General features: G+C 71.3%; 23 protein-coding genes, 1 tRNA gene and 1 other RNA gene. 5 read left to right on the forward strand and 20 right to left on the reverse strand.

What is annotated here, in order from left to right:
- Positions 1 to 69: 69 nt before the first annotated feature.
- Positions 70 to 1,035: an AraC family transcriptional regulator gene (locus O7598_RS24525; RefSeq protein WP_269693635.1), complete on the reverse strand. Its 966-nt coding sequence runs from the start codon at positions 1,033 to 1,035 to the stop codon at positions 70 to 72.
- A gap of 71 nt (positions 1,036 to 1,106) precedes the next feature.
- Here O7598_RS24525 and O7598_RS24530 point away from each other — a divergent pair, with 71 nt between their 5' ends.
- Positions 1,107 to 1,586, forward strand: a complete 480-nt coding sequence (locus O7598_RS24530) for an anthrone oxygenase family protein (RefSeq protein ID WP_269693636.1) — start codon at positions 1,107 to 1,109, stop codon at positions 1,584 to 1,586.
- 60 nt (positions 1,587 to 1,646) lie between these two features.
- Here O7598_RS24530 and O7598_RS24535 read toward each other — a convergent pair whose 3' ends face one another.
- From O7598_RS24535 to O7598_RS24575, 9 genes are all read right to left on the reverse strand, one after another.
- Positions 1,647 to 2,540 carry a hypothetical protein gene (locus O7598_RS24535; RefSeq protein WP_269693637.1) on the reverse strand — a complete coding sequence of 298 codons (894 nt, stop codon included), beginning with the start codon at positions 2,538 to 2,540 and terminating at the stop codon, positions 1,647 to 1,649.
- A gap of 37 nt (positions 2,541 to 2,577) precedes the next feature.
- Positions 2,578 to 3,300: a hypothetical protein gene (locus O7598_RS24540; RefSeq protein ID WP_269693638.1), complete on the reverse strand. Its 723-nt coding sequence runs from the start codon at positions 3,298 to 3,300 to the stop codon at positions 2,578 to 2,580.
- A gap of 92 nt (positions 3,301 to 3,392) precedes the next feature.
- On the reverse strand, positions 3,393 to 6,167 hold the full coding sequence (locus O7598_RS24545) for an AfsR/SARP family transcriptional regulator (protein WP_269694962.1): 2,775 nt from the start codon (positions 6,165 to 6,167) through the stop codon (positions 3,393 to 3,395).
- A gap of 286 nt (positions 6,168 to 6,453) precedes the next feature.
- The gene (locus O7598_RS24550) at positions 6,454 to 6,909 is read right to left on the reverse strand and encodes a DUF3592 domain-containing protein (RefSeq protein ID WP_269693639.1); all 456 of its coding nucleotides are present in this window, start codon (positions 6,907 to 6,909) and stop codon (positions 6,454 to 6,456) included.
- Between the two features lie 254 nt (positions 6,910 to 7,163).
- Positions 7,164 to 7,727, reverse strand: coding sequence for a hypothetical protein (locus O7598_RS24555; protein ID WP_269693640.1), 564 nt, complete (start codon positions 7,725 to 7,727; stop codon positions 7,164 to 7,166).
- Positions 7,724 to 7,861 carry a hypothetical protein gene (locus O7598_RS24560; protein WP_269693641.1) on the reverse strand — a complete coding sequence of 46 codons (138 nt, stop codon included), beginning with the start codon at positions 7,859 to 7,861 and terminating at the stop codon, positions 7,724 to 7,726. Before O7598_RS24560 ends, O7598_RS24555 begins: the two co-directional genes overlap by 4 nt.
- A gap of 136 nt (positions 7,862 to 7,997) precedes the next feature.
- Positions 7,998 to 8,927, reverse strand: a complete 930-nt coding sequence (locus O7598_RS24565) for a TolB family protein (protein ID WP_269693642.1) — start codon at positions 8,925 to 8,927, stop codon at positions 7,998 to 8,000.
- 4 nt (positions 8,928 to 8,931) lie between these two features.
- A tRNA-Ala gene (locus tag O7598_RS24570) sits at positions 8,932 to 9,004 on the reverse strand.
- Positions 9,005 to 9,094: 90 nt separating this feature from the next.
- Positions 9,095 to 9,685, reverse strand: coding sequence for a YqgE/AlgH family protein (locus O7598_RS24575; protein WP_269694963.1), 591 nt, complete (start codon positions 9,683 to 9,685; stop codon positions 9,095 to 9,097).
- A gap of 149 nt (positions 9,686 to 9,834) precedes the next feature.
- Between O7598_RS24575 and O7598_RS24580 the strand changes: the two genes are divergently transcribed.
- Complete coding sequence (locus O7598_RS24580) at positions 9,835 to 10,635, forward strand: S-methyl-5'-thioadenosine phosphorylase (RefSeq protein ID WP_269693643.1); 801 nt, start codon at positions 9,835 to 9,837, stop codon at positions 10,633 to 10,635.
- Positions 10,636 to 10,685: 50 nt separating this feature from the next.
- Positions 10,686 to 12,281 (forward strand): benzoylformate decarboxylase, encoded by a 1,596-nt coding sequence (mdlC, locus tag O7598_RS24585; protein WP_269693644.1) that lies wholly within the window; start codon positions 10,686 to 10,688, stop codon positions 12,279 to 12,281.
- 1 nt (position 12,282) lies between these two features.
- Here the strand turns inward: mdlC and O7598_RS24590 are convergent, their stop codons facing one another.
- From O7598_RS24590 to pruA, 9 genes are all read right to left on the reverse strand, one after another.
- Entirely contained in the window at positions 12,283 to 13,236 is a 954-nt protein-coding gene (locus O7598_RS24590) for a hypothetical protein (protein ID WP_269693645.1), read from the reverse strand.
- 259 nt (positions 13,237 to 13,495) lie between these two features.
- Positions 13,496 to 13,894: a hypothetical protein gene (locus tag O7598_RS24595; protein ID WP_269693646.1), complete on the reverse strand. Its 399-nt coding sequence runs from the start codon at positions 13,892 to 13,894 to the stop codon at positions 13,496 to 13,498.
- 183 nt (positions 13,895 to 14,077) lie between these two features.
- Positions 14,078 to 14,453: a transfer-messenger RNA gene (gene ssrA / locus O7598_RS24600) on the reverse strand.
- A 106-nt stretch (positions 14,454 to 14,559) separates the two neighbouring features.
- Entirely contained in the window at positions 14,560 to 15,039 is a 480-nt protein-coding gene (gene smpB, locus O7598_RS24605; RefSeq protein ID WP_091061447.1) for an SsrA-binding protein SmpB, read from the reverse strand.
- A 110-nt stretch (positions 15,040 to 15,149) separates the two neighbouring features.
- Positions 15,150 to 16,025, reverse strand: a complete 876-nt coding sequence (gene ftsX, locus O7598_RS24610; RefSeq protein ID WP_269693647.1) for a permease-like cell division protein FtsX — start codon at positions 16,023 to 16,025, stop codon at positions 15,150 to 15,152.
- A gap of 66 nt (positions 16,026 to 16,091) precedes the next feature.
- Complete coding sequence (ftsE, locus tag O7598_RS24615; protein ID WP_013284225.1) at positions 16,092 to 16,772, reverse strand: cell division ATP-binding protein FtsE; 681 nt, start codon at positions 16,770 to 16,772, stop codon at positions 16,092 to 16,094.
- A 118-nt stretch (positions 16,773 to 16,890) separates the two neighbouring features.
- Complete coding sequence (gene prfB / locus O7598_RS24620; protein ID WP_091060274.1) at positions 16,891 to 18,012, reverse strand: peptide chain release factor 2; 1,122 nt, start codon at positions 18,010 to 18,012, stop codon at positions 16,891 to 16,893.
- A gap of 45 nt (positions 18,013 to 18,057) precedes the next feature.
- Positions 18,058 to 18,573 carry a PadR family transcriptional regulator gene (locus tag O7598_RS24625; RefSeq protein WP_091060277.1) on the reverse strand — a complete coding sequence of 172 codons (516 nt, stop codon included), beginning with the start codon at positions 18,571 to 18,573 and terminating at the stop codon, positions 18,058 to 18,060.
- A gap of 134 nt (positions 18,574 to 18,707) precedes the next feature.
- Positions 18,708 to 20,336 carry an L-glutamate gamma-semialdehyde dehydrogenase gene (gene pruA, locus O7598_RS24630; protein WP_269693648.1) on the reverse strand — a complete coding sequence of 543 codons (1,629 nt, stop codon included), beginning with the start codon at positions 20,334 to 20,336 and terminating at the stop codon, positions 18,708 to 18,710.
- Between the two features lie 531 nt (positions 20,337 to 20,867).
- Here pruA and O7598_RS24635 point away from each other — a divergent pair.
- Positions 20,868 to 21,869, forward strand: a complete 1,002-nt coding sequence (locus O7598_RS24635) for a hypothetical protein (RefSeq protein ID WP_269693649.1) — start codon at positions 20,868 to 20,870, stop codon at positions 21,867 to 21,869.
- 11 nt (positions 21,870 to 21,880) lie between these two features.
- Here the strand turns inward: O7598_RS24635 and O7598_RS24640 are convergent, their stop codons facing one another.
- Entirely contained in the window at positions 21,881 to 22,390 is a 510-nt protein-coding gene (locus tag O7598_RS24640; RefSeq protein ID WP_269693650.1) for a DUF6912 family protein, read from the reverse strand.
- Between the two features lie 197 nt (positions 22,391 to 22,587).
- Between O7598_RS24640 and O7598_RS24645 the strand changes: the two genes are divergently transcribed.
- Positions 22,588 to 22,815, forward strand: coding sequence for a helix-turn-helix domain-containing protein (locus O7598_RS24645; RefSeq protein ID WP_091060288.1), 228 nt, complete (start codon positions 22,588 to 22,590; stop codon positions 22,813 to 22,815).
- The last annotated feature ends 102 nt before the right edge of the window (positions 22,816 to 22,917 follow it).

Below are 22,917 nucleotides of genomic sequence, written 5' to 3' on the forward strand. Positions count from 1 at the left end.
GAGCAGACGCTACCGCCGCCGGCACGTCCGGGCGACCCATCGAACGCCGGACCGCTCCGGGGCTGTCGGTCAGCTCACATCCGCTCCCGTCATCCAGCCCTGCCGGGGCGCGTCCACGTGCTGGCGCGGGCTCACCCCGTACCGTCGTTTGAACGCCGTGCTCAGGGCGAACGAGCTGCCGTAGCCGACCCGGCGGGCCACCGCGCCGACGGTGGCGCCGGGCTCGCGCAGCAGGTCGGCCGCGAGCGCCAGCCGCCACCCGGCGAGATACGCCATGGGTGGCTCGCCGACCAGCCCGGTGAAGCGCCGGGCCAGCGCCGCCCGGGAGAGGCCGGCCTCGGCCGCCAGCGACGCCACCGTCCACGGCCGGGCGGGATCGTGGTGCAGCATCCGCAACGCCCGGCCGACCACCGGGTCGGCGTGCGCCCGGTACCAGGCGGGCGCCGCCGCGCCCGGCCGGTCGAACCACTCCCGCAGCGCGGCGATGAGCAGCAGGTCCAGCAGCCGGTCCAGCACGGCCTCCTGACCGAGGTCGTCCTTGACGATCTCGGCGGCCAGCAGCGGGACCAGCGGGGAGTCCCAGGACGCGTGCGGCACGACCGCCAGCGTCGGCAACGCGTCCAGCAGCCGGCTCCCGACCGCACCCCGGATCGGGTACGTGCCGGTGAGCAGCACGGTCCGGCCGTCCGGGCCGTTGCCCCAGGTGCGTACGCCCAACCGCGTCATCTCGAACAGCTCGCGCCCGTCCGGCGTGGTGCAGCGCTGCCCCGGATGGATCACCACCTGCGGCGGCGTGGCCGGGTCGTCCGCGACGGTGTACGGGTCGGGGCCGCGCACGATCGCCACGTCGCCGGCGACGAGCGACACCGGGGTGCCGTGCTCGGGCACGAGCCAGGCGTCCCCGCGCACCACCGCGACCAGGGTGAGCGGCGCCTCGTCCCGGACCAGCATCGACCACGGCGGGGTCAGGATCGAGCGGAGCAGGAAGGCGCCCCGGGCCCGGGGCCCGTCGAGCAGGCCGGCGACGGCGTCCACGGAGACGATTACACACAGGATCGCGCGTCCTGGCCATGGGCCGTCTCGTCGAACGACGGTTCGATGGGCACATGCGACTCGTGCAGCAGTTGTCGTTGCTCGCGGCCACGGTCGGAGCCGGGCTGATGGCCGGGCTCTTCGCCGCCTTCGCCTACGCCGTCATGCCGGCGTTGCGGGGCGCCGACGACCGCACGTTCGTGGACGCGATGCAGCGGATCAACGTGACCATCGTCAACGGCCTCTTCCTGCTGATCTTCCTGGGCACGCCGTTGCTCGCCGCGCTGTCGGCGATCCTGGCCTGGCGTGGCGCGGGCCGGCCGGCGCTGCCGTGGATCGTCGCCGGGCTGGTCCTCTACCTGGTGATGTTCGCGGTCACCGCCGTGGTCAACGTGCCGCTGAACGACGCGCTCGCCGCCGCCGGCACGTCCGACCTCGATGCCGCCCGACAGCGGTTCGAGGCCACGTGGGTGACCTGGAACGTCGTTCGGGCGCTGGCGAGCACCGCCGGTTTCGGCGTGTTCTGCTGGGCGCTGGTGGCGTCGGCGGGCTGACGCCGGCCCGCCAGCGTCCGGGCCCACGCATCGGGGCCCGGACGGTGGTCGGTCCGTCGGCTACAAGCCGCTCCAGCCGTTCCACTGGCGGGCCGAGCACTTCCAGGTCTTCCCGTTGTCGTGCGATACGCAGACCGCGAGCATGTTCCCGAGGACGGGAAGGCGGAAGTTGAAGATGTGGACCGTGGTCTTCGCGTACGGCACGCCCGACTTCCCGGCGACGTCGACCAACGCCCAGTCGCGGTCCGGTGCGTCCAGCGTCGCCACCCGGCGCAGCGAGGGGACGTCCCTGCCGTCGAGGAGCGTCCTGATCTCCGCCACCGAGGGCTCGCCGTCGCCGACCCGCGTGTCCACCGTGGTCGGACCGTCGGCGGTGACGCCGTTGGCCTTCTCGAAGGCGGCCTTCATCCCGCCCACCGTGGTCTCGCCGCCGAGGGTGAGGGTGAGGATCTGGTCGTTCATGCTCGACAGGAGGCATTCCCAGACGGACTTGCCCCGAGCCACGCACATGGTCAGGCACCAGCCCCGACCGTCGGGCACCGACGTGGCGAAGATCAACGACGTGGTGGGCGTCCCCGCGTCACCCCTGCCGTCGTACGTGCCGTCGGCGAGATCGGCCATCGTCGTGCCGAGGATGTCCCGGCCGCCCGGCATCGTGCCCACGACCTTGACGCCGTCCACCTCCGCACCGGCGACGAGCGCTGCCATCTGGTCGGCGGTGAGGGTCCGGCCGCCGGCGTCGACGGCCAGCACCGTGTCCAGGTCGCCGACGGGCCGGCCGGTCAGGTCCTCGAACTGTCGAAGCATCGTCCCCGGAGCACCGGGATGGTCGGTGATCGTCGTCCGGGCCTCGTCCCCGGCGGCGTGCGACGGGGTGTACGCGGCCGTCAGCCCGACGATCAGGGCCGCGGCGACGACGGTGGCGCGCCTGGTGATGGTCCGTAAGGCTGTCATCCTGTCCTCACTTCGTTGTCTCGACGGGTCGAACGGGCTACCAGCGACACTCGAACACGGTGCCCACGCCGTTGGTCGAGGGCCACCAGCGGCAGTGCCTGTCGATCCAGTCGCCGACCTCGCCGATCGTGTCGACGATCCACGCGAACACCGACTTGATCGCGCCCCAGAGGCTGAAGTAGACGACCGTCGTCTCGGGCGTGCCGCCGGCCTCGTCGACGATGTCCTTCACCGACATCGCGGCGTCCGGCTTCTCCACGGTGCCCAGCACCCGCACCCCGGTGTCGTCCTTGCCGGCCAGCAGCGCCGCGATCTGCTCCGGGGTTCGCTCCTTGCCGTCGTCGACCGCCACGATCGCGCGGTCGATGATCACTCGCCCGCTGCCCGAGACGGCCTGTTCGATGGTGGCGATCTCACCCAGCGTGAGGTCGTTGCCGAGTGCGGGGCCGGCGAACCGCCGGACCGAGACGGCACCGGACGGGCTGATCCAGATCTCGTCCGACGTGATCACGTCGTCCGCGTCGAACGGGGCCCAGGCGAACGTCCACTGCCCGCCGAGGCAGCGGAACTGGCCGTGCTCCCGGCCCTCGGGCTCGGTCCCGGTGCGGACGACCACGCCCCGGTCGTCGGTGTACTGGACCACACAGTCGGTGTCCTTGTCCGGCGTCCGGTCGGTCCGGGCCACGGCCGCGGAGGACATGGCCAGCACAGTCCCGCCGGCCACCCCGATCACCGCGAGGCGGTGTGCCAAGCGACTCATCGAACACTCCATTCCTGACGAGGGAAATCTGGTGTCCGCAGCGTGCCCGGCCACCCGGAAACGGCCCGGAAAGGACGCGGAAAGCGGGGGCGTCAGCGAAGCCGGGTGGCGTCGAGCTGTTCGAGGTCGGCGCGGATCGAGTCGGCGTCGGCATCGCCGAGGTCGACGAGGATGCTCAGGGCACGGCGCCACGCGGCACGGGCGGCGCCGAGGTCGGCGAGCGCCCGGTGGCTGCCACCGAGCTTGACGTACGTGCTCGCCTCGGCGTAGCGGTCGCGGACCTGCGTGAAGAGTTCGAGGGCGCGCTCGTAGCAGGCGATCGCTCGCCGGTCGTCGCCGAGCTGGTGGTGGGCGTGGCCCAGGCTGTCCCAGGTGTCGGCCTCACCCTGCACGTCGTCCACCTCCCGCAGGATCGGCAGCGCCTCGCCGCACGATTCGAGGGCCCGGTGGTAGTTGCCGAGCAGCGCCTCCTGCCAGCCGACCGCGTTGAGGGTGTAGCCCCGCCCGGCCCGGTTCCCCGCCGCCCGGAACAGGGTGAGCGCCCGCCGGGAATGGTCGAGCGCCTGCTGGTACCGCCCCTGTCGCTCGGCCAGCTGACCGAGGTTCAGGCAGGTGTGTGCCCGCCCGGCGTCGTCACCGACGTCGGTGAACAGGTCGAGTGCACGCCCCAGGTGGTCCTCGGCCTCCTCGTACCTGCGGAGCCGGGAGCAGGCGAGACCGAGGCTGCGATGCGCGTGGCCCTGCCCGGCCCGATCCCCGATCCGGGACGCGGCGGCGAGGGCGATCTGCTGCGTGCCGAGCCAGTCCTGCCAGTGCCCCTGCCGGTGCAGGAAGCCGGCCATGGTCCAGGCGAGCCGCCAGGCGTGTCCCTCGAATCCGGACCGGGCCGCGAGCGGCACCGCGGCGAGCAGGACGGGAAGTTCGGCGGTGAGCCACGCGGTGGCCGCCGCCTTGCTCGTGGGGTGTTCCGGCGTCACGCCCGCCCGCGGTGGCGTGAGGCTGATCTCGCTGAAGTGCGGATGCAGCGCCAGGTCGGCGGCGTGCGCGGCGTGCAGGTAGTGGTCGAGCAGCCGGTGGACGGCGTCCCGGCGGTCGGCCGGCGGTTCGGCCGCGTCGGCGAGACCGGCGGCGTACGCGCGCAGCAGGTCGTGGAACGCGAAGCGCCCGTACGTGTGCTCGGTGAAGAGGTTCGCCCGGGTCAACTCGGCGAGCAGGGGACCGCTCACCTGCCGGGTGATGCCGGCCAGGCTGGCCACGGCCGGGGCGGAGACGTCCGGGCCCGGGTGCAGGCTCAGCAGCCGGAACAGCCGCACCGCGGGCGGGCTGAGCGTCCGGCACGACCAGGAGAGGACCGCCCGAACGTCGGTGACCTCGTCGCCACCGTGGAAGGCGTCCAGGTCGCCCAGCTCGCCGGCGATCGCGGCCAACGAGAAGTGCCGGTTGGTGACGGCTCGGGACGCGACGACGGCCAGGGCGAGGGGCAGCCGCGCGCAGCGGACGGCGATCTCGTCGGCCGCGGCGGGTTCGGCTCCGACGTGGTCGGCCCCGAGCCGGCGGACCAGCATGTCGCGGGCTTCGCCAGGGCTCAGGAGATCGACGTTCAGCGGTTCGGCGCTCTCGGTGACGACCAGCGGGACGAGCCGGTCGCGGCTGGTGACGACCGCGAGGCAGCCGGGTGAGCCGGGCAGCAGCGGCCGGACCTGTTCCGCGTCGCGCGCGTTGTCCAGCACCACCAGCAGGCGCTTGCCCGCCACCGAGGTGCGGTACAGGCTCACCATGAGATCCGGTTCGGTGGGCATCCGTGCCGGCGGAACCCCGAGTGCCTCCAGGAAGCCGTGCAGCACTCTCGCCGGTTCGGTAGGTGTGGCCGCCGGGTCGAAGCCGCGAAGGTTGGCGTAGAGCTGCCCGTCGGGGAAGCGCCCGGCCGCACGGTGCGCCCAGTGCACGGCGAGCGCGGTCTTGCCGACGCCTGCGGTGCCCGACACCACCACGGCGCCGCCTCGCCCGGCGAGCGCGTCGAGGGCGGCGATCTCCACGTCGCGCCCGGCGAACGTCGGTAGCGACGGCGGTAGCTGCGCCGCCACCGGCGCCGCCACCGGTGCCGCGACCGGATCGGGCGCCGCGATCGCCGGGTCCTGACGCAGGACGGCACATTCCAGATCCCGAAGCCGAGGGCTCGGGTCGATGCCGAGGTTCTCCCGGAGGGTGTCGCGCAGCCGGCGGTACGTGGCGACCGCCTCCCCCTGCCGGCCGTCGCGGTAGAGGGCGAGCATGAGCTGCGCGTGCAGGTTCTCGTCGAAGGGGTGCTGCCGGACCAGCCGTTCCAGGCCAGGGACGAGCCGGGCGTGCTCGCCGACGGACAGCCGGGCCTCGATGAGCGCCCGTTCGGCTTCCAACCGCAGGCGGGCCAGGTATTCCGCCTGCTCCTCGAGCCAGCCGGACCCGGCCACGTCGGCCAGTGGCGGTCCGCGCCACAGTTTCACCGCGGCCGTCAGGTCTGCCACCCGCTCGGTCCGGTCCGCCGACCGCCGGGCCCGCTCGATCAGGCGCTCGGCGACCTGGACATCCGTCGACTCCGGCCCGGTGTCGAGCAGGTAGCCCGGTCGACGCGCCACGACCGATCCGGGTTCGCCGAGCACCGCGCGCAGGTAGGAGATGTGGCGCTGCAGGGTGTTCGCGGCGGTGGCCGGTGGGTGCCCACCCCAGGCCACGTCGATGAGCCGGTCGACGCTCACCACCTGCCCCACCCGCAACGCGAGTGTCGCCAGCACCGCCTTGCGGCGCACGCCGTTCACCGCCTGCGGGCGGTCGGCGACGATCACCTCCACCGGCCCGAGCAGCCTGACGCGTACGCCCGTGCCATCCATCGAACCCACCGAATCACGCTAATTCCCGGACCGGCAGCCTCGATCCGTTCGTCGCGCAACGGACACGCATCCGGCCCGTGGGACACCGGACCGGAAATCCAGATCAGCGGCCTGGTCGATGATCACTCGACCAGGCCGCTGACCTGTTGTCCAAGGGTGGAGACGAGGGGACTCGAACCCCTGACCTGCATTGCAAAGGTGAGCCTCGCCACGGCCAGTGCCGGACCGTACCGGACCTGCCGCCCCTGCCCGTGGCCCGGGCGGCAGTCGGGTCCTGCCAGCCCACCTAATCGCGCCGGGGGCCCGTCCTGATCAACGCGAGCGGGATCACAATCATGACGGCACCGAGGACTTCCAGGAGGGTCGGCACCTGCAGGAGCAGATCCTCCGTCGCGTACCCGTCCGGCGTGGCAGCCCGGGTCGGATCGGTCCGGTCGACGCGTACGTCGAGCAACTCCCCGACGCGGAACTCACTCTCGTCGAGTTCGCTGGAGAACCGCTCCCGGTGCCGCACACCGTCGAACGTGTAGTCCACAGTCAACCTCGTGGCGGAGAACGACCGGCTGATCCTGAACCGTTCGACGTGGACCACTTCGCCTGTCGTCTCGGCGCCGACGCGAACCCGCTCGTCGATCGCCTCGCGCAGCCGAACGGTGAGCAGTATCCCCCCGCCGACCAGAAGAGTGCCCAGGACAACCCAGAGGACCAGCTTCACCTCTCGCCGGCCGAACGGGCTCTCCACTACCGGCCCTCCCCGTTTCTCGGTTCTCATCGGTCAGTCGCCGGTCGGGACAAGTGAGTTGTAGAGCGTTGCGACGCCGGCCACCCCGGAGAGGCCAAGCCAGATGGCTGGGCCGCAGCCGAGACGGCGGGCGGCCAGCGCGTTCCGTATGTCGTGGTGGTGCAGCGACGGGTCGACCTCAAGTCGGCCTTCTTCGAGGCCGCGCGCGACCGGGTAGCGCGGGGCATCAGAAGCGATATGGACTGCCTGGCTCCTTACACCCCGGATAGCGGGCCCGCTGACAGGTAGACGACGGATGCAATCATGCCCACCAGGCAGGCAACCACCAATAATACGTGCCCCGGCCGCCACCTACGCACTACAGGGCCGATGGTCGCCACCATCGGCGTTTCCTCCATGAGCTCAAGTATCGCTCTCAGCCTTCGTTCGTATTGAGCTACGGTCAACCGATGCCCACCACCCACGCCGGGGATCAATGCGCTGACATCGATGGGAGAATGCTCCAGCACCCGTAATTCAATGTTGAGGCGCGAATGACCCTGCACCCCATCGATGATGGACCGAGGCACATCGTATCTGACCATGGGGTTAGCTACTACGACATGCGTTTCTGTCACCGCGATATAGGCCGCCGGCCCGCCTAGATGGAAAAGCACGATCGCGGTTGCCAGGAACGGAAGTGATCCGACAACTGCAATGAGGTTCTCATCCGTGATTGCCGTCAGCGACCACGCCCCAGTCACCGCCAGCATCACCATAAAGACGAGGGCGAGCTTGTCCAGCCGACGTATCGCAGCTGGTCGATCCTTTGTCATCATGACTGCAGTGGCCCCCTGACGATGGCGGTGATGCTGCCGGCTTGGCCGTAGCCGTAGCCGTAGTCGGTGGTGGATTCGTCGTCGAAGATGCTGGCGGTGGCTTGATTGTCGGTGTCGACCTGTTGACCGGTCAAACGGCAGGTGCTGTCGTCGCGGGTGTCGGTGGGCGATCCTGTTTGCCGGTGGTCTCCGTCGCCGCGATCACCACCTCCAACGGCGGGTCCTCATGCAGTTCGGGGCGAGCCTGCCGCCGCCTGCCGGCCTAATCCATCAGGAGAGTTCCTTGACGATAAGCTGCCGGCCCCCGCCCACGAAAGCTACCCTTTTGCCATCCGGCGAGACGCTCGGCGACAACGCAACACCTTGTGCCCGATAGACCCGCCGAGACTGGCCGCTTCGAAGATCGATTTCAAGGACGGCCCCCGAGCCGTCGAAAGAGGTTGCGACGACCGCCTTGCCTCCTCCGGGCACCAGCGCCAGATCAGGAAGTCCATGCAGCTCCGGCCCCACCGGTTCGGCACCTCTCCCCGCCTGCGAAGTAATCATCAACCGCCAGCCACGCCTCTCGTCACGCACCGGCTGCTCAGGCGGGAGCCCGTTGGCGGCAAGGAAGACGACGCCATTTTCGCCGACGAGCACGGGCGATTTGGCTGACTTTCCCGACTGGCAGGAATACTCTTCCCAGTCGATGGAATAGCTTATTCGGGCCTCCCCCAATGGTTGAATTGCCCAGCAACCGTTCCTACCTGTGCCGATATAGCTGGCCCGACCATCGTCGGCCAAAGCGACACTAGCCGCACTCGGCACATCGAGGAGAGAAGCGAACGTACCAGTCGTTCCCGAGAACGAAACCAGCCTTGTGAAGCCGTCGCATGCCATCGCCAGCCCCAGCGTGCCCGGTTTGACGGCGAACAAGAAGTCGAGCGGGCCACAGTGGCCGGGCACGTCCGCATTTGATGCCAGCTTGCGTTCGCGCCCTGCCTCACGGAGCCAAAGCTCAACACTGTCGGAGCGAATCTCGCGAAGTAAGTAGATCTTGTCCTGCGAAACCCAGGCTACATTGATCACCCAGGGCTGCGACGCCAACGGGGCGCAACCACCCACAACTGCAAGAGAAGCGCACACCGCCAGCAAGTTGACCAAAAAATTAAGAAAAGCGGCACCTCTCGATGAGAAATGCCGCTTCACCTGCGCAAACACAAGGTGGAGCCGAGGGGACTCGAACCCCTGACCCCCACACTGCCAGTGTGGTGCGCTACCAGCTGCGCCACGGCCCCTTGCGGTCGTCCCCGGTCGCCCGGGCACGGGAAGAACTATACACACGCCGCCCGGCATGGTCATCTCGCGGGGGGTCCCCGCGGACGGGGTCAGTTGAGCGCCACGTCGGGCGGGAAGTGGGCCACCGCCGCCATCATGCCGCCCTGGCGGCGCAGCACCATCGGCCAGAGGTCGTCGGGCCGGTCGACGAAGGCGTCGCCGGGCAGCGCGTCCAGCACGAACCAGGACCCCTCCTCGATCTCCCGCTCCAGCTGCCCGGCACCCCAGCCGGAGTAGCCGGCGAAGACCCGGATCCCGCCGACGGCGTCGCGCAGCCTCTCCGGGTCGACCGAGAGGTCGATGGTGCCGACCGCGCCGGAGACCCGGTGGAAGCCCTTCACCGGCTTGACCGGGTGGCGCATCCGGGCCAGGCAGATGGCGGAGTCGGGCTGGACCGGGCCGCCCTCGAAGAGCACCGCGGGTTCGCGCGCCAGGTCGCTCCAGTCACCGAGGACGTCGGCCACCGGGACCTCGGTGGCCCGGTTCAGCACCACACCGAGGGCGCCGCCGGGCTCGTGGGCGACGAGCATCACGACCGTCCGGTCGAAGTTCGGGTCCTTGAGCATGGGCGTCGCGACCAGCAGTCGTCCGGTCATCGACTCCATGGCTCGGCCACCGATCGCCTGCCCCTCACCCTGCATGTCCGACACCCGTCAGCCGTGCGCCCGTGCGGGCCCGACGCCGTCGACCGTCCACGCTGTCAACGCCATGTCACGCACCATAGCCTGCGTCCCGCCCGCTGGCTAAGGTCTGACCGGCGGGTGATCGCAACGGATCGAGGGAGGGTCGGATGGCGGCGGAGGCCGAACTGGCGGTGATCGGCGGGTCGGGTCTCTACGCCCTGCTCGACGGGGTGGAGCACGTCGTGGACACCCCGTACGGCGCACCGTCGGATCCGGTCACGATCGCCGAGGTGGGCGGGCGCCGGGTGGCGTTCCTGCCCCGGCACGGACGCGACCATCGGCACCCGCCGCACAAGATCCCCTACCGGGCCAACCTCTGGGCGTTGCGCTCGCTGGGCGTACGCCAGGTGTTGGCGCCCTGCGCGGTCGGCGGTCTCCGGCCGGAGCTGGGCCCGGGCACGTTCGTGGTGCCGGACCAGCTGATCGACCGCACCAGCGGGCGGGCGCAGACCTACTACGACCGGGGCGCGGTGCACGTCTCCTTCGCCGACCCGTACTGCCCGGCGGGCCGGCGGACGCTGCTGGGCGCGGCGGCGGGCCGGGGCGTGCCGGCGGTGGACGGCGGGACGGTGGTGGTCGTCGAGGGCCCGCGCTTCTCGACCCGGGCGGAGTCGCGCTGGTTCACCTCGATCGGCGGCACGGTGGTCAACATGACCGCGCACCCGGAGGCGGTGCTCGCCCGCGAGCTGGCGCTCTGCTACTCGTCGATCGCGTTGGTCACCGACCTGGACGCGGGCGTCGAGGCGGGCGAGTCGGTCACCCAGGAGGAGGTGTTCCGGGTCTTCGCGGAGAACACCGACCGGCTGCGAACGCTGCTGCTGGACGCGGTCGCGGCGCTGCCCGCCGAGCGGGACTGCGCCTGCGGGGGCGCGCTGGACGGCATCAGGCTGCCGTTCCCGCTGCCCTGAGCCCTGGCGAAGCGCCCGAAAAGTCGGCTTCCGCCCGCTAGATTCGAGCGATGGCTACGGTGCGCGAGGCGACCTACGACCTGCTGCGCGCGCTCGGGTTGACCACCGTCTTCGGCAACCCCGGTTCCACCGAGGAGCCGTTCCTCGCCGACTTCCCGGCCGACTTCCACTACGTGCACGCCCTCCAGGAAGCCTCCGCGGTCGCCATGGCCGACGGCTACGCCCAGGGCACCGGCCGGCCCGCGCACGTCAACCTGCACACCGCGCCGGGCACCGGAAACGGCATGGGCAACCTGGTCACCGCCTGGCACAACCGGACCCCGCTGATCGTCAGCGCGGGCCAGCAGACCCGGGAGATGCTGCTCATCGAGCCCCGGCTGGCCAGCCCTCGGGCGGTCGAGCTGGCCCAGCCGTACGTCAAGTGGGCCCACGAGCCGGCCCGCGCGCAGGACATCCCGGCGGCCTTCATGCGGGCGTACGCCTCGGCGGTGCAGCCCCCCACCGGGCCGGTCTTCCTCTCCCTGCCGATGGACGACTGGGACCGGACCGCCGACCCGCCGCCGCAGGTGCGTACCGTCGCCACCCGGATCGGGCCGGACCCGGACCGGCTGCGCGGCTTCGCCACCGCGCTGGCGGCCGCCCGCGCACCGGTGCTGGTGCTGGGCGCGGCCGTGGACCGGGCCGACGCGTGGCCGGACGCCGTGGCGCTGGCCGAGCGGCTGGCCGCCCCGGTCTGGGCGGCCCCGGCGCCGGAGCGGGGTGTCTTCCCCGAACGCCACCCGCAGTTCCGGGGCGTGCTCCCGTACGCGATCGGGCCGCTGTCGGAGGCGCTGCGCGGGCACGACACGGTGCTGGTGGTCGGCGCCCCGGTGTTCCGCTACTACCCGCACGTGCCGGGCGACTACCTGCCCGGCGACGCCCGGCTGCTGCACGTCACCGACGATCCCGACGAGGCGGGCCGGGCACCCGTCGGCGACAGCCTGCTCGGCGACCCCGGGCTGACCATGGCCGCGCTGCGGGAGCTGCTGCCGCCGACCGACCGGCCGCCACCCCCGCCGCGCGAACCGCCGGCGCCGCCGGAGCCCGCCGACCCGCCCAGCGCGGACGGGCTCTTCGCCGCGCTGGGCGACGCCTGGCCGGCGGACGGCGTGCTGGTGCAGGAGTCACCGTCCAACCTGTCCGCGCTGCGCCGCCGGCTGCGGCTCGACCGGCCACGGTCCTACTTCACCATGGCCAGCGGCGGCTTGGGCTTCGGGCTGCCGGCGGCGGTGGGCCTGGCGCTCGCCGAGCGGGACACCGGGCGCGGCCGGCCGGTGGTCGTGGTGATCGGCGACGGTTCGTTCCACTACTCGGTGCAGGCGTTGTGGACCGCGGCGCGGCTGCGGCTGCCGCTCGCCGTCGTGGTGCCGGTGAACCAGCAGTACGCAATCCTCAAGGCGTTCGCCGAGCTGAAGCACACCCCGGGCGTACCGGGGCTGGACCTGCCCGGGTTGGACGTGGCGGCGGTGGCGCGCGGCTACGGCTGCGCCGCGGTCGCGGCGGTGTCGCCGGACCGGCTCGGCCCAGCTCTGGCCGAGGCGCTCGCCTCGGACCGGCCCACGGTGCTGCCGGTGCCGATCAGCACCGAGGTGCCCCGGATCCTCTGACTCAGCCGGCCCGGACCATCAGCGGCGCGCCGGAGCCGACGTCCAGCACGGTCCGGGCGCCCAGCGGGGCGGCGAGGGTGACGCTCACCGGTTTCAGGGCGAGCTGCGCGGTGCAGATGCCGGTGGACCGGACCACCGAGGCACCGACCACCACCACGTCCGGCCGCTCCAGCAGCAGCGGGGTGGGCGCGCCGTCGCAGGCCCCGACGCCGACCACGTAGTCGAGCCGGTTGCCCGCCACCGCCCGCAGCTCCTGCGCGGCGACCAGACCGTCCGGCAGTTGCGGGCCGCCCGCCGCGCCGGCGGGCGCCTCGCCGACCGCGCGCGGCGCGACCGCGAGCCGGGCCACGGGTACGGACAGCTCGTCCACGGTGAACAGCCAGGCAGGCACGTCGACCCGGCCCCGGCTGGTCCACACCGGCGCGGTGCCGAGCCGCGCCGCGGTCACGGTCAGCGGGACGCACGGCGTGGGCGCGGTCGTCGACGCCGGGGCGTCCGGACCGGGCTCGGTGGTGGGGCCACCTGCCGGCCGTCCCGGCGCACCGGGCCTGCCGTCGCACGTCGGCGGGTCCCCCTGGTCCAGTTGGGCGTACGCGTCGGCGGCGCTGACCAGCGGCACCCGCAGCACGCCGTCGGGGAACCTGATCGTGCCGTCCGGTGGCGCGGCGGCGGGCATCCGGATCTGGTCCCGGTACCAGCCGGCGGCGAAGGCCACCTTCGTCTCGTCGGTGAAGCCCGGGTCGCCGGCGAGCACTGTGGCGTCCTGGAGCGGGACGTATCCGGTGCGCCACTGCGGCCCGGGACGCCAGCGCCCGGCCACCTCCTCGGCCCGCTGGGTGAACGCGGGACGCTGGTCGGGGCCGGCGGGCGGCGCCGAGCCGGAGCCAGCGCCGGGCGCGGCGCAACCGGAGAGGACCAGCAGCGGCAGCCCGAGCAGGGCGAGAGATCGGCGCATACGGATCGGACGGTGCGCGGGCCCGATCGGTTCCCCGGTAGTCCCGTGCCAGCCGGGCCGGGAACGCCCGGCGGCCGTCACGCAACGCGACGCCCCGGAGGAACCACCCACTTCTCAGCGGTATACCTCCGGGTCATAAATATGACTCCTAGGTATACCCGCTCGCGACCGGTGCATCCGGTCCCCCGCGACACGCCCGGCGCATCCGGTCCCCCGCGACACGCCCGGCGCCACACCGCCGCCCGGGCGGAGAGGCGCCTCAGTCCTCGCCACCCAGGTCGGCCTGATAGGCCTCCCAGAGCAGGTCGGCGCCGCGCCGCCGGTGCCGGTCGAGCGCGCGCAGCAGGTTGCCGGCCTGCTCCCGCAGCTCCTCGGCAGTGACCGACGGCAGCCCGGCAGCGTGCTGGAGCGCGGCCAGCGCCGCGACGATCGCGGTGTGTTCGCCCACCAGCAGGCGGACGCCCCGGTGCAGCCGGGGCGCGGTGCGCAGCAGGTCGGCGTACCGGCCGGACGGCCCCTCGGTGACCCGGACGTGCTCGGTGAAGCCGCGCCGGAGCGGGCCGAGCTGGACGACGAGTTGTTCCCGCCATCGCGGCCCGGGGGCGGCGAGCGCCCGGCTGAGCACGGTGGTCGGCTGCTGGATCGGATGGGTGACCATCGGGCACCTCCCGCGCTGGGCGCGAAAACCGCGTACCGCGATGGTGGGCCTGCCCGCGCGCGGTGTCCAGCCACCGGAGGCACCTCATCTGCCTCATTCGCACCAGCGGCCCCGAGCGCCCCAGCAGCACCGGAAGACGACTGTGCGCCCCGGTCCAGGTGGACCGGGGCGCACAGGTCAAGGTGGTGGAGGTGCCGGGAATCGAACCCGGGTCCTTCGCCGGTTTGTCAGGGCTTCTCCGAGCGCAGCTCGCTGTGCCTCTACTCGGCCCCACCGCTCACGCGAGCAAGTTGGTGTGACGGGCCCAGTCGCTGATTGATCTCGCCGCACGGACCCCGCGACCGGGTCCGATTGGCCAGCCTCCTAGCTGATGCCGGCTAACTGGGTCGAAGGCACTCCCAGGCCGACAGACTTGCTACTCGCCTCAGGCGGCGAGAGCGAAGTCAGCGCGATTGTTCTTGGCGCTTATTGGTTTCCGACGACCGATTTTCGAGACGACGTCGGCTTCCTCGGCTCGCTTCCCCTGTCGCTGCGTACGAAGTCGAAACCAGTCACCCCCTCGACAGGCCACCGCTTGTGGTGGCACCGACAAGCCTAACGCCTGCCGCAACCGGATTCATCCCGAGGCCGGCCCGGCGAGCCGGCATCCGGACGAACCGGACTTCTTACTCGTCCATGCCCTTGCCGCGCCGCCCGGCCGCCCGCTGGATCTCCCGGTCGGCGTCGCGCTTGGCGAGGTCCTGACGCTTGTCGTACGACTTCTTACCCCGGGCCAGGCCGATCTCCACCTTCGCCCAGCCGTCCGAGAAGTAGACCTGCAACGGCACCAACGTCAGGCCGCTCTCCTTGAGCTTGCCCAGCAGCCGGTTGATCTCCAGCCGGTTGAGCAGCAGCTTGCGGGTCCGCCGGGGCTCGTGGTTGGTCCAGGTGCCCTGCGCGTACTCCGGGATGTGCATGCCGTGCAGGTAGAGCTCGCCGTCCCGCTCCTGGGCGAACGCGTCGACGAGCGACGCCCGCCCGGCCCGCAGCGACTTGACCTCGGTGCCGGTCAACGCCATGCCCGCCTCGTAGGTGTCGAGGACGGCGTAGTCGTGACGCGCCTTCTTGTTGGAGGCGACCACCTTGCGCCCTTTTTCCCGTGGCACCGGCGCCACCCCCTCCCAGTCGTTCGAAGATCATGCTACCGGAAGCACAAGAGCCCTCCCGCGCCGTTTATTCCGGCGCGGGAGGGCCCTGCGAGAGAGCCGTACGGTAACTAGACCCGCAGGTAGAAGCGGAGCGTGACCCAGGCGGTGATCGCGCTGACCAGACCACCGACGGCGGCCATCAGCGGGAAGGTCAGGAAGATCTCGGACCAGGAGATCGGGGTGATCAGACCCTCCAGGGCCGCCATCGAGCTGCCGGCCGCCACCGTCTTCACGCCGATCAGCGCGAGCAGGCCGAGGATGGAGCCGATCAGGCCGGCCACCACCGCCTCCAGCACGAACGGCGCCTGGATGAACCAGTTGGAGGCACCGACCAGCTTCATGACCGCGACCTCACGCCGCTTGCTGTACGCGGCCACCTGGATGGTGTTCGCCACCAGCAGCAGGGCCGCGGCGGCCATCACGATCGCCAGCGCCAGCGCGCCGTTCTGGATGCCGGTGAGCACGCCGAAGACCTTGTCGAGGAGCTTGGACTGGTCGACGATCGTGTCGATGCCCTCGGCGGTCTTGTACTGGTCGTAGATCTGCTTGTACTGCTGCGGGTCGTTCAGGGTGATCCGGAACGACTCCGGCAGCTGGTCGGGCTTGACCGCGTTCACCAGGTCGGGCGCGTCCGCGTACATCTGCTGGAAGCGCTTGTACGCCTGGTCCTTGTCGACGAACTCGACGTCCTTGACCAGCGGGTCGGCGTCCAGCTTGGCTTGCAGCGCGGTGCGCTGGTCCTCGGGCGCGTCGGTCTTCAGGAAGATCGAGACCTGGACGTTCTCGTAGTAGAGATCCTTCATGTCGCCGACCTTCTGGTACAGAAGGCCGCTGCCGCCCAGCATGAACAGCGACACCGCCATGGTGATGATCATGGCGATCGTCATGGTGACGTTGCGCCACAGTCCGACCAGTACCTCGGACAGGACGTACTTCATCCGCATCGGGATATTCCTCCGGCTCTCCGGCGTGAGGTGTTCGTCGTCAGGGTCTACGCGCCGTCGTCAGGCTCAGCCGTAGACGCCGCGTGCCTGGTCGCGCACGATGCGGCCGCTCTCGATCTCGATGACCCGGCGGCGCATCTGGTTCACGATGTTGGAGTCGTGCGTGACCATCACGACGGTCGTGCCGGTGCGGTTGATCCGGTCCAGCAGGCGCATGATCTCGATCGAGGTGTCCGGGTCCAGGTTTCCGGTCGGCTCGTCGGCCAGCAGGATCAGCGGCCGGTTCACGAACGCCCGGGCCACCGCGACACGCTGCTGCTCACCACCGGAGAGCTCGTGCGGGTAACGGTGCTCCTTGCCACCGAGACCCACCAGCTCCAGCACCTCCGGCACGACCCGACGGGCGACCGCCTTCGTCTTGCCGATCACCTCCAGCGCGAACGCCACGTTCTCGTACGCGGTGCGGTTCGGCAGCAGCCGGAAGTCCTGGAAGACACAGCCGATGGAACGCCGGAAGTGGGGTCGCTTCCAGGAACGCATCGACGTGACGTCCTTGCCGTTGACCACGACGCGGCCCTTGTTGGGGGTCACCTCGTGCAGCAGCAACTTGATGATCGTGGACTTGCCGGAGCCGGATGGACCGATGAAGAAGACGAACTCGCCCTTCTCGATCGAGACGGACACGTTGTCGAGCGAAGGCCGGGACGCCTTCGGGTACGTCTTCGTCACTTGCTCAAGCTGAATCACGGGTCGAGAGTCTACGCGGTGTAACCGCAGAGCCAAGCCCCACGCCCCACAGATGCGGTGCGCGTCATCGATTTACCGGGTCAGCACGAGATCGATGACGCGCTGCGTCCGAGCGTGATCACGCACCGTCAGCGGTGAGCTGCTGCTGCTTCCGCCAGCGGATACCCGCCTCGATGAAGCTGTCCAGCTCGCCGTCGAAGACCGCGGACGGATTGCCCGTCTCCTGCTCGGTACGCAGATCCTTCACCATCTGATAAGGGTGCAGGACGTACGACCGCATCTGGTCGCCCCACGAGCCGGCGGCGTCGGTCTTCAGGCCGGCCATCTTCGCCTGCTCCTCCTGCCGCTTGCGCTCCAGCAGCCGGGCCTGGAGCACCCGCAGCGCGGAGGCCTTGTTCTGCAGCTGGGACTTCTCGTTCTGGCAGGTGACCACGATGCCGGTCGGGATATGGGTGATCCGGACCGCCGAGTCGGTCGTGTTGACGCTCTGCCCGCCCGGGCCCGAGGAGCGGTAGACGTCGATCCGCATCTCGTTCTCGGGGATGTCGATGTGGTCGGTCTGCTCCACCACCGGCAGCACCTCGACGCCGGCGAAGCTGGTCTGCCGGCGGCCCTGGTTGTCGAACGGGCTGATCCGCACCAGCCGGTGGGTGCCGGACTCCACGCTGAGCGTGCCGAAGGCGTAGGGCACCTTGACCGTGAAGGTGGCCGACTTCAGGCCCGCCTCCTCGGCGTACGACGTCTCGTAGACCTCGGTCGGGTAGCCGTGGCGCTCCGCCCAGCGCAGGTACATCCGCAGCAGCATCTCGGCGAAGTCCGCCGCGTCCACGCCGCCGGCCCCGGCCCGGATCGCCACCAGCGCCTCCCGGGAGTCGTACTCGCCGGAGAGCAGCGTGCGGACCTCCATCTCCTGGATGGCCTTGGTCAGCCCGGTGATCTCCGACTCGACCTCGGTCAGCGCGCCCGGGTCGGACTCCGCCTGGGCCAGCTCCAGCAGCACCCCGGCGTCGTCGAGGCGGGAGCGCAGGTCACCCAGCCGGCCGATCTCGCCGTTGACGTACGACAGCTGCGACGTCACCGCCTGCGCCTTGGCCTGGTCGTCCCAGAGGTCGGGCGCGGAGGCCTCCTGCTCCAGGCGGGCCTTCTGCTCACGCAACTTGTCGAGGTCGAGCACGGCCTCGATGTTGCGCAACGTGGCGTCGAGTTCCTTGAGCTGTTCGGCGTAATCGGCAGCGGTCACGGCACACAACACTACTGCGTCGGTCCGTCAACCTCGCGCAGGTGGTCAGCCGACCGGTGCGGTCTTCAGCCAGGACAGCGCCGCCCGGTGGTAGGCGACGGCGAACTCCAGCGCGCTGGCGTCGTAGCTGTCGCCCTCCTTCTTCGCGTTCTTGACCTGCTCCCGCACCGCCGCCAGCGCCTCGGTGTGGTATTCGTTCGCCGACGCGAACAGGTTCTTGAGCTGGCTCGACGAGTGCAGGTTGCCGAAGGCCATCCGCAGCGCGATCGGGTTACGGATGGTGTCCTTGCCGGGATTCTCCGCCAACCAGCGGGAGAATGTCCGTTTCCCGGCCGCCGTGAGCGCGTACGGCTGGCTCATCCGCGGCCCGGGCTTGCCGAGCCGCACCAGACCCTTCTCGGCCAGGACCGGAAGTTCCCGGTAGACCTGGCTGCGGGTCATCGACCAGTACGGCGCCAGCCGGCGCTCGGCAGCGGCCATCAACTGACCGCCAGTCATCGGGCCGTCGTGCAGCAGGCCCAGCAGGGCCGCCGCCGTCGGGTTGACTCCGGATTCCGCCATGCCCTCTAAGCTGCCACTTTGTCGGCTCTGGCGTCCAGGATTTGCCGTTTTCGCCACTCGTAGGCGGTCCGAAGTGCACTGTCGGGTAGGGAAAGGGCCCGCCTCGTGGTCGAGACGGGCCCTCTACGCACCCGTCAGCCCATGTGCGGGTAGGTGTGGTCGGTCGGCGGGACGAACGTCTCCTTGATCGTCCGGGGGGACGTCCAGCGGACCAGGTTGTGCCAGGAGCCGGCCTTGTCGTTGGTGCCGCTGGCCCGGGCGCCGCCGAACGGCTGCTGCCCGACCACCGCGCCGGTCGGCTTGTCGTTGATGTAGAAGTTGCCGGCCGCGTACCGCATCTTCTCCGCCACCTGGTCGACCACCCGGCGGTCGTTCGCGAAGATCGACCCGGTCAGCGCGTACGGTGCGATCGACTCGGCCTGGGCGACCACCTCGTCGAAGCGGGCGTCGTCGAAGACGTGCACGCCGAGGATCGGGCCGAAGTATTCGGTGGTGAACGTCTCGTGCGCGGCGTCCGAGCACTCGAAGAGCGTCGGCCGGACGAAGTATCCGACCGAGTCGTCGGCGGTGCCACCGGCCAGGACCCGACAGCTGTCGTCGCCCTTGATCAGCTCCAGCGCGGCGGTGTGCCGGCCGAACGCCTTGTCGTCGATGACCGCGCCGCCGAAGTTGCCGAAGTCGGTCACGTCGCCGTAGGTCAGCGCGTCGGCGGAGGCGGCGAGCCGGTCCCGCAGGCCGGCCTCCCAGATCGAACGCGGCACGTACGCCCGCGAGGCGGCCGAGCACTTCTGCCCCTGGTACTCGTAGGCGCCCCGCAGCAGCGCGGTGTGCAGCGCGTCCACGTCGGCGCTCATGTGCGCGACCACGAAGTCCTTGCCGCCGGTCTCGCCGACCAGCCGGGGGTAGCCCCGGTAGCGGCCGATGTTGTCGCCGACGGTCCGCCACAGCTGCTGGAAGACCTTGGTGGAGCCGGTGAAGTGGATGCCGGCCAGGTCCGGGTCGGCGAGCACCACGTCGGAGACCTCCTCGCCGCGCCCGGTGACCATGTTGATCACGCCGGGCGGCAGGCCGGCCGCCTCGAACAACCGCATGGTGAAGTGCGCGGCGAACTGCTGGGTCGGGCCCGGCTTCCAGACCACGGTGTTGCCGAGCATGGCCGGCGCGGACGGCAGGTTGCCGGCGATCGCGGTGAAGTTGAACGGGGTGACCGCGTAGACGAAGCCCTCCAGCGGCCGGTGGTCGAAGCGGTTCCACACGCCGGCCGAGGACATCGGCTGCTCGGCCAGGAGCCGGCGGGCGAAGTGGACGTTGAACCGGAGGAAGTCGATCAGCTCACAGGCGGCGTCGATCTCGGCCTGCACCGCGGTCTTGGACTGCCCGAGCATGGTGGCCGCGTTGAGCGTGTCGCGCCACGGGCCGGCGAGCAGGTCGGCGGCGCGCAGGAAGATCGCGGCCCGCTCCTCGAACGGCAGCGCCCGCCACATCGGCGCGGCGTCCTTGGCCGCCTGGACCGCGGCCCGCGCGTCGTCGTGGGTGGCGTGCCCGGTGACGCCGAGCACGTGCGCGTGCTTGTGCGGCTGGACCACGTCGATCGACTCGCCGCCGGCCATCCGCTGCTCGCCGGCGATGGTCATCGGCAGCTCGATCCGCTCGGCGGCCAGCTCGCCCAGCCGCCGCTGGAGCCGCTCCCGGTCGGCGCTGCCGGGCTCGTAGGTGTGGACCGGCTCGTTGCGCGGCTCGGGGACGGAGAAGACGGCGTCCATCACAGGCTCCTGTGCGATCTCGACGGCGATGGCGAAACCGGACCCGCGGGCACCGGCCGGGCGGCCGGGTGCCGGACACCGCGCGGCGGACCGGTCGCGGCGGCGGGACCTGCGCCGATTGTTTCACGCGGCCGGACCCGCGACCCCGGCTCCCCGGGGTGCCGCGCGGCACAACGAACGGAACGCCCGTCTCCGGACCTTCGGTCGGACCTCCTCACACCCGACGAAACATCGGCCGCACGCTCACCAGATCAGCGATTCTTCGGCCCTTGTCGCCAGTCGAGAGGTCGCCCCGGCTTGGCCGCCCCACGCCGATCGCCGGTCCCGGGCGCCCGCGCGGGCCGGCGGGCTTTCCGACGTTGATCCACTCCTCTTCGGCGAGGTGGCGGCATCACCGTGCGGCGGAAGGCACCACCTCGGCGAGGTGGTGTCGATCAAGGCGGGCCCACCGGACCGGCTGCCCGCCCGGGAGCGCGGGCTACGGCGCGTACGCTGGGTGGCCGGTGACCGGCGTCCGTCGAAAGGGAGACGATGAGCAACCAGCCCGGCAGCTCCACGGCCGCGGAACCGGACCGGCCCGAGGCCGTCGAGCCGCCCGCCACCGACCAGGCCGCGCCGGCGACCGGCCGACCGGGGTACGCGCCGGGCGCGCTGCCGCTGGCCGTGCTCGCGCTCGCCTGGCTGGTGGCCATGCTCTGGTCCACCCGGGAGGCGATCACCTCGACCGCCGCCGGCGTCACCGCGATCAGCCTCTCCGCGTACGCGCTCCCCGGCGTGATCACCGCGGCGCTGGTCACCGGCGCGGCGGTCGCGCTGGCCGCCACCAACCGGCTCGGCCGCGCCTCGCTGCGCTTCCTGGCCACCGTCGGCACCGGGCTGCTGGTCGGGCTCGGCGCCGCGGTGGCGATCAACCTGACGTACGCCGACAACGCCACCACCAACACCATCGCCGGTACCACGGCGGCGGCCGCGATCATCGGCGGGGCGACGGCCGGAGCGCGTCAGGCGCGGGTGGTGGCCGGGATCGCCGCCGCGACGCTCGCCGCGCAGCTCTTCGTGGTGCTGTTCAGCCGGGCCCGGGACCCGCTCTCCGACCTGTTCGGCGCGGGCGAGACGCAGCAGTCGGTGCTCGATGCCGCCAAGTGGGTGTCCCGCACCGAATCGCTGCTCGCCGGCCTGCTCGCCGGCCTGGTCGCCTACCTCTACCTCGCCTGGTCGCGCCGTCGGGCCGAGCGCCGCGACGGCGCGGCCACGCCGCTGCGCTGGCCCGCGTACCTGATGGCCGGCGCCGGCGCCGGGCTGCTCCTGCTGCTCACCGAGGTGATCATCCGGATCGGTGGGCGCGGGCTGCTCGACCTGGCCGCCGCGCTCAGCGAGGCCGACCAGGTGGCGCAGACCGCGCTCGGCACCTCGCGGGTGGACAACGGGATCTGGGTGCTCTTCGTGGGCGCGCTCACCACGCTCATCGCCTTCGGGCGCACGCTCGGACCGCGCCCCGACGCCTACGACGCGGAGGACGAGCCGGCGGCCTGAGCCGCTCGGGCTCAGCCGACCTCGCGCAGCAGCAGGTCCAGCTCGGTCACGTCGTACCACTCCAGTTCGTGGTCCTCGACGGCGTCGACGGTGAACTGGGCGTCCGGGTCGCCGGCCTGCGCCTCCGCCGCCACGTCGACGGCGGCGGCCACGTCCTCGGCCGCCTCCGCGCCGTCCACGTGGATCGCCGCGATGGACGCCACCGGCACCGGCCCGGCCGGGTGGATCACGCTCGAGCCCAGCTCGCCGTCGTTCCGGCCGACCGCGCGGGACGGCAGGTCGGCCGAGACCACCACCCGCCGCCGGGGCGCGGCGGGATCGGCCCGCAGCAGCAGCAGCGCGTCCTGGGCGGCCCGGGTGAAGGCCACGTACTCCAGTTCCTCCTCGTCGCCCTCGGCGTACCACTCGCGCAGCTCCGGGGTGACGGCGTGCGCCGCCTCCACGGTCAGGCCCTCGTCGCGCAGCCGGGCGAGCATCGGCACGGTCCCCGGCAGGTACACCCGGACAAGTTCGTCGGTCACCGGTCTCTCCCCGCACTCTCCGCCGTCCGCCGGCAGGCGCCGGCTCCGGGCGCCGATCATGCCGTACGCCGTGACCGTCATACACCCCGCACCGCTTCAGGAGAAGCCTCCGGCCGGTGTGTCCGCCGAGCCGGGCCTGGGCGGTGTCGCGCCCTGATGGCAAACTGAGGCAAACGAAGCCAACCTCGGGAGTCACCGTGGAGTCGAGATTCCTGCTGCTGTCCGACGTCGCCGCCGAGCTGAACGTCTCGGACTCGCAGGTCTACCACATGGTGCGCAGCGGTGAGCTGCCCGCGATCAAGATCGGCGGCCGGGGCCAGTGGCGGGTCGAGCGCGCTCGGCTGGAGGAGTACATCGAGCGCAAGTATGCCGAGACGGCGGAGTGGGTTCGCGGCAACCCGCTCGGCGAGCGCGACGTGGAGTGACCCCACGCTGACCGTCGGCCATTGACGCCTGCGGTTGCCGTGGCGGAAGATGAGGATCCGTCACAGGCAAACGAAGGCAAACGCAAGGATTCGAGGGCTGAC

Origin of the sequence: Micromonospora sp. WMMC241 (assembly GCF_027460165.1) — a bacterium.
Classification (GTDB): Bacteria; Actinomycetota; Actinomycetes; order Mycobacteriales; family Micromonosporaceae; genus Micromonospora; species Micromonospora humi.